The following is a 5,646-nucleotide window of genomic DNA, read 5'->3' as shown; positions in this document are numbered from 1 at the left end:
ACGCTGCATGTCGGCCATGGCGCGGAGGCCAATGACCGGATCATGGGCGTGCTGCCGATGTTCCACGTCTTCGCGCTCACCACGGTATTGAATTTCAGCGTCGACACGGCCGCCGAGATGATCCTGCTCCCGCGCTTCGAGCTCAAGCAGTTCCTCAAGACCGTCAAGCGTACCCGGCCGACCAAGCTGCTGGCGGTGCCGACGATGCTGACCGCGCTCAACAAGGCCGCAGCGACACAGGACGTCCATTTCGACGATCTCGACTTCGTCGTGTCGGGCGGCGCCCCGCTGCCGTTCGACGTGCGGCAGGAGTTCGAACGGGTGACCGGCGCGCGCGTGGTCGAAGGCTATGGTCTGTCCGAGACCTCACCGATCCTGACCTGCAACCCGATCACCGGCATAGTGAAGGATAACAGTGCGGGGCCGCCCTTTCCCGGCACGACGTTGGAAATCCGCAGCCTCGACGATCCGCGCAGGATCCTGCCGCAGGGCGAGCGTGGCGAGGTCTGCGCGCGCGGCCCGCAGGTTATGAAGGGCTATTGGAACAAGCCCGAGGAAACCGACAAGGTCTTCGTCGACGGCGCGATCCGCACGGGTGACGTCGGCTATCTCGACGAGGACGGCTATCTGTTCCTGGTCGACCGGATCAAGGACGTCATCATCTGCGGTGGCTACAACGTCTATCCGCGCGTGATCGAGGAAGCGCTCTACGAGCATCCGGCGATCCTGGAGGCGGTGGTGATCGGGGTGAAGGACGACTATCGCGGTCAGGCCCCCAAGGCCTTCGTCGTGCTGCGGCCCGGCCAGTCGGCATCGACCGGCGAGATCGCCGAGTTCCTCAAGACCCGCCTGTCCAAAATCGAGCTTCCCCGCGAGATCGAAATCCGCCAGAGCCTGCCCAAGACGCTGATCGGCAAGCTGTCCAAGAAGGAGCTGGTGGCCGAGGAAGCGAAGAAGGCGGCGGGCTGAGGGCATGGATCAGGGGGTGACGGCAAAGGGCGAGCGCGATGCGCTCCAGACCATCCAGGACGTCGCCGACGAACTGGGAATGACGACCCGCGCGATCCGCTTCTACGAGGACAAGGGCCTGCTCGATCCGCAGCGCGTCGGCACGATGCGGGTCTACTCCCGGCGCGAAGTCGCCCGGCTGCTGCTGATCCTGCGCGGCAAGCGGCTCGGTTTCAGCCTGCGCGAGATCAAGGAGTTTCTCGATCTCTACGACGCCGATCCGCTTCACCTCGAACAGACCAAGCGCCTGCTCGCCCGCGTCAACGAGCGCGTCGATGCTCTGGAGGCGCAGCGCGAGGCGCTGGACCAGACGCTCGGCGAGTTGCGCGACATCGTCGGCCAGTGCGAGGCCCGGATCGCCGCCGCGCGCTGACCGGACATCGGCAAGGTCGCAAATCGCTTGCGCTGACATCTCCCATGCCTAGCCTCAACCTCGACGCCAACCGCATCGAGGTTTCGCCATGCGCATTACCCTGACCGCCGCCCTCCTCCTGTCTGCGTTCGCCGTCCCCGTCGGCGCGCAGTCGGTTGCCCCGATCGAGCGGATCGCCAGCCCCGGTCCCGACGGTAAGCCCGGTCTGATCCTCAAAGGGGTGATCATCCCCGGTGGCTGTGAGACCTTCTACCTGTCCGGCCAGCTGGCCGATCCGATCGACCCCGCGCGCAAGGAGACGGTCGAAGATTTCGGCGACACCCGTACCCAGACGGTCAGCACACTGCGCAAGATCAAGGCGCTGCTCGAATCGAAGGGCTATACGATCCGCGACGTGGTGAAGATGCAGGCCTTCCTCGCCGCCGATCCCAAGCTCGGCAAGATCGATTTCGCCGGTTTCAACGCGGGCTTCCGGGAGTTTTTCGGATCGGCCGACAACCCCGATACGGTGGCGCGGTCGACCTTTCAGGTCGCCAATCTGGTCGCCCCGCAATTTCTGGTCGAGCTGGAGGTGACGGCGGTCCGACCCGACAGGCGCTGACCGGCGGCGTCAGGCGATCTCGACCGCGTCGCCCGGTTCGAGCGCCGGCAGCAGCGCGAGCAGCGCCGGCTTTTCGACCGCGACGCAGCCGGCGGTCGGGCGCCCCTCGCTGCAATGGAGGAAGATCGCGCTGCCCCTGCCCGGAACGGGCGGCGCGTCATTGTGGCCGAGTACGACGATGACGTCATAGGCGCTGTCCTCGCGGATCAGCCGCTCGGCCGAGTGCGGATGCGGGTGGCGGACGGGCCGATTATATTCGGGGTCACCTTCGCCATCCGACCAGCCATCGTCCGGACCGATCCAGCGCCACGGCAGGCGCAGGCCGGGCGGCGGAGCCGCCGCCCCCTTGCGGAACAGGATCGTCCGGATCGGCCAGCGGCCAAGCGGAGTCTTGCCGTCGCCTTCGCGCTTGTCGTCGGCGGGGCAGGCGCCAGACCGGCCGATCGCGCAGGGGATGACCACGCCGTCCGGGCCGGTCAGCGTCAGCGCCGCGACATCGACCCGGATATCGGTCATGGCCGGGCGATGCTCAGAGAACGTGACCGGTGCGGTCGCGCTTGGTGGCGAGATAGGCGCTGTTGTGCGGGTTCTCGCCCATCTTGTGCGGCACGCGCTCGGCGACGGCGATGCCCGCCGCTTCGAGCCCGGCGACCTTCTGCGGGTTGTTGGTCAGCAGCCGGACCCTGACCTGCCCGAGCAGCGACAGCATCCGCGCCGCGACGCGGAAGTCGCGCTCGTCGACCCCGAAGCCCAGCCGCAGATTGGCGTCGACCGTGTCGAATCCCTGGTCCTGCAGCGCATAAGCGCGCAGCTTGTTGATCAGGCCTATGCCGCGGCCCTCCTGGCGCAGATAGAGCAATATGCCCCAGTTCGCCTCGGTCATCGCCTTGAGCGCGCCGTTCAGCTGCGGGCCGCAGTCGCATTTGAGCGACCCCAGCACATCTCCGGTCAGGCACTCGCTGTGCAGGCGGACGAGCGGCGGCGTGCCGTCGGGCGTGCCGATGATCAGGGCGACATGCTCGGCCGCATCGGCGACGTGGCGGAAGGCGACGATCTCCGCCCGCTCGCTGACCGCGACCGGCAGGCGCGCCTGCGAGGCGATTACCAGATGCGCGGGATCCTCATATTCGTCGAGCGCCGCAGCAGCGACCTCGGCCTCGACAGGCCCGTCGGCGCGCACGAACAAGGCGGGCAGCAGGCCGGCCAGCCGGGCGAGACGCAGCGCTGCGGCGCAGGCGGCCGGTGCGGTCACGCCCCTGGCGCGGAACGGCCCCTTGAGCGGTGTCGCCATGTCACGCACCGGATCGGCGAGCGCGACGGCAGTCGGCAGGTCGAGCCACGGCACGCGCTCGATAACCGCCGGGCAGGCCGGGCTCGCGGCCTCGCGCTGGTTGGCGAGGTTGAGTGTCGCAGCACGCGCGGCAGAGAGCAGCACGTCCGCCGGCTGACCTGCATCGAAGCTGGCGAGCGACACGTCGTTCGCAGTCTCGATCGCGAGCACCACGACGCGCCCGTCATCGGTGGCGACCGCAACCGGCCAGCCCCTCTTGAGCGCGTCGATCGCGCGCGCGGCATCTCTTGCAGCGTTCAAAATTCGAACTCGGTCACCAGGGGGATGTGATCGGACGGGCGCAGCCACGAGCGGCAGGGCTCGCAGACATAGTGGTTGGTCGCCTGCTTCGCGACCGAAGGGCTCGCCCACATATGGTCGAGGCGCCGCCCGCGATCGGACGCCGCCCAATCCTGCGCACGGTAGCTCCACCAGGTGTAGAGCCGCTCGGGCGGCGGCACGAAGGTGCGGCCGAGATCGACCCAGTCATGGCTCGCCTGCAGCCGCGCCAGCGTCTCGACCTCGATCGGGGTGTGGCTGACCACGTCGAGCAGTTGCTTGTGGCTCCACACGTCGCATTCGAGCGGGGCGATATTGAAGTCGCCGACCAGCAGCGTCGGCTCGCGCAGCTCCTCGGACCAGCGGATCATGCGGCCGAGAAAGTCGAGCTTCTGGCCGAACTTCGGATTCACCTCGCGGTCCGGAACGTCGCCGCCGGCGGGGATATAGACATTTTCCAGCCGGATGCCGCAGTCGAGCCGCACGCCGATATGGCGCGCCTCGCCATTGTCCTGCCAGTCATGGCGGCCATTGTCGTGCAGCGGCACCTTCGAGATAATCGCCACGCCGTGGTGCATCGGCTGGCCGTTGATCTCGAAATGCGCGTAGCCCAGCTTGCGGAACATCTCGAACGGGAAGACGTCGTCGCGGACCTTGGTTTCCTGCAGGCACAATATGTCGATCTGCTGCTCCTCGAGGAACTGCTGCACGATGTCGATGCGCGCGCGGACCGAATTGATGTTCCAGGAAGCGATCTTGAGCTTGGCCATATCGCCGCGATGTAGCGAGGGGGCGGTTCGAAAGCCAGTGCCCCATGGACATCTCCCCCTCCCTTGAAACGCACGGGTGGAAGCGGCTACGCCCGTCCGATGACCGACCATCCCGAAAGACAATATCTCGACGCCATGCGCCGCGCCTGGACCGAGGGCGACGAGCGTACCGACCGCACGGGGGTCGGCACCCGGGCGCTGTTCGGCGTCACGATGCGCTTCGACCTGTCGGATGGCACGGTCCCGCTGATCACGACCAAGAAGATCTTCTGGAAATCGGCGGTCAAGGAACTGCTGTGGTTCCTGTCGGGCGACACCAACATCCGGCCGCTTGTGCAGCAGAAGGTGCATATCTGGACCGACTGGCCGCTCGATAAATATCGCCGTGCGACGGGCGAGGCGATCGACCGCGACACGTTCGAGCAGCGCATCATCGGCGACCCGGCCTTTGCCGCGCAGTGGGGCGACCTGGGCCCGGTCTATGGCAAGCAGTGGGTCGACTGGCCGCGCTACACGCCCGCCGGCGACGGGCTCTACCGCCGCGAGGAGCAGGGCATCAACCAGATCGCCGAACTGGTCGAGGCGCTGCGGACCAACCCCGGCTCCCGCCGGCTGATCTTCACCGGCTGGAACGTGCCCGAGCTGCCGGGCATGGCATTGCCGCCCTGCCACATGACCTATCAATATCATGTCGCGAACGGGCGCCTGTCGGGGATCCTCTACCAGCGCTCCTGTGACCTCGGCCTCGGCTTTCCGTTCAACATCTTCGAAGCGGCGCTGCTGGTGCGGATGCTGGCGCAGCAGGCCGGTCTGGAGCCGGGCGAAATCGTGTGGATGGGGGCCGACACCCATGTCTATTCGAACCACGGCCATCTGGTGGAGGAGCAGCTGTCGCGCGAGCCGCGCCCCTTCCCCACCCTCAAGCTGGCGCGCAAGCCCGCAAGCATGTTCGACTATGCGCTCGAGGACTTCGTGATCGAAGGCTATGACCCGCACCCACACATCGCCGCGCCGGTGGCGGTTTGAGCAGGACCAAGGCGGTGGACCGGCCCGAGATCGTCTTCGTGCTGGCCCGCGCGCGCAACGGGGTGATCGGGCGCGACGGCGACCTGCCCTGGCGGCTGCCGGCCGACCTGCGCCGCTTCAAGGCGCTGACCCAGGGCGCGCCGATGCTGATGGGCCGCAAGACCTTCGAGAGCCTGCCGGGCCTGCTGCCGGGCCGACGCCACATCGTGCTGACGCGCGACCGCGCCTGGCAGGCCGAGGGGGCGGAGACGGTCCACAG

8 protein-coding genes are annotated in these 5,646 nt (G+C 67.4%); 5 read left to right on the top strand and 3 right to left on the bottom strand.

The window, feature by feature from the left end; genetic code table 11:
- The 3 genes from KAY22_RS23485 to KAY22_RS23475 all read left to right on the top strand — a co-directional run.
- A partial coding sequence (locus KAY22_RS23485; protein WP_296625563.1) for an AMP-binding protein occupies nucleotides 1-969 on the top strand: 969 nt, incomplete at its 5' end.
- 16 nt (nucleotides 970-985) lie between these two features.
- Entirely contained in the window at nucleotides 986-1,381 is a 396-nt protein-coding gene (locus KAY22_RS23480; protein WP_296625562.1) for a MerR family DNA-binding transcriptional regulator, read from the top strand.
- Nucleotides 1,382-1,469: 88 nt separating this feature from the next.
- On the top strand, nucleotides 1,470-1,982 hold the full coding sequence (locus tag KAY22_RS23475; RefSeq protein WP_296625561.1) for a RidA family protein: 513 nt from the start codon (nucleotides 1,470-1,472) through the stop codon (nucleotides 1,980-1,982).
- A gap of 9 nt (nucleotides 1,983-1,991) precedes the next feature.
- Here the strand turns inward: KAY22_RS23475 and KAY22_RS23470 are convergent, their stop codons facing one another.
- Genes KAY22_RS23470 through KAY22_RS23460 form a run of 3 tightly spaced genes read right to left on the bottom strand, consistent with a single transcriptional unit; the run spans nucleotide 1,992 to nucleotide 4,361 of the window.
- The gene (locus tag KAY22_RS23470) at nucleotides 1,992-2,498 is read right to left on the bottom strand and encodes a L,D-transpeptidase family protein (RefSeq protein ID WP_296625560.1); all 507 of its coding nucleotides are present in this window, start codon (nucleotides 2,496-2,498) and stop codon (nucleotides 1,992-1,994) included.
- A gap of 13 nt (nucleotides 2,499-2,511) precedes the next feature.
- Entirely contained in the window at nucleotides 2,512-3,573 is a 1,062-nt protein-coding gene (gene ribA / locus KAY22_RS23465; protein WP_296625559.1) for a GTP cyclohydrolase II, read from the bottom strand.
- On the bottom strand, nucleotides 3,570-4,361 hold the full coding sequence (locus KAY22_RS23460; RefSeq protein WP_296625558.1) for an exodeoxyribonuclease III: 792 nt from the start codon (nucleotides 4,359-4,361) through the stop codon (nucleotides 3,570-3,572). The genes ribA and KAY22_RS23460 overlap by 4 nt, the downstream gene beginning before the upstream one ends.
- Nucleotides 4,362-4,460: 99 nt before the next feature.
- On the opposite strand from KAY22_RS23460, the gene KAY22_RS23455 reads away from it, so the two are divergent.
- Complete coding sequence (locus KAY22_RS23455) at nucleotides 4,461-5,387, top strand: thymidylate synthase (RefSeq protein ID WP_296625557.1); 927 nt, start codon at nucleotides 4,461-4,463, stop codon at nucleotides 5,385-5,387.
- A gap of 14 nt (nucleotides 5,388-5,401) precedes the next feature.
- Nucleotides 5,402-5,646: dihydrofolate reductase (locus KAY22_RS23450; protein ID WP_296625564.1), on the top strand; the 245-nt coding region annotated here is incomplete at its 3' end.

Origin of the sequence: Rhizorhabdus sp. (assembly GCF_018006725.1) — a bacterium.
Classification (GTDB): Bacteria; Pseudomonadota; Alphaproteobacteria; order Sphingomonadales; family Sphingomonadaceae; genus Rhizorhabdus.
This window is presented reverse-complemented; position numbering and strand designations above follow the sequence as displayed.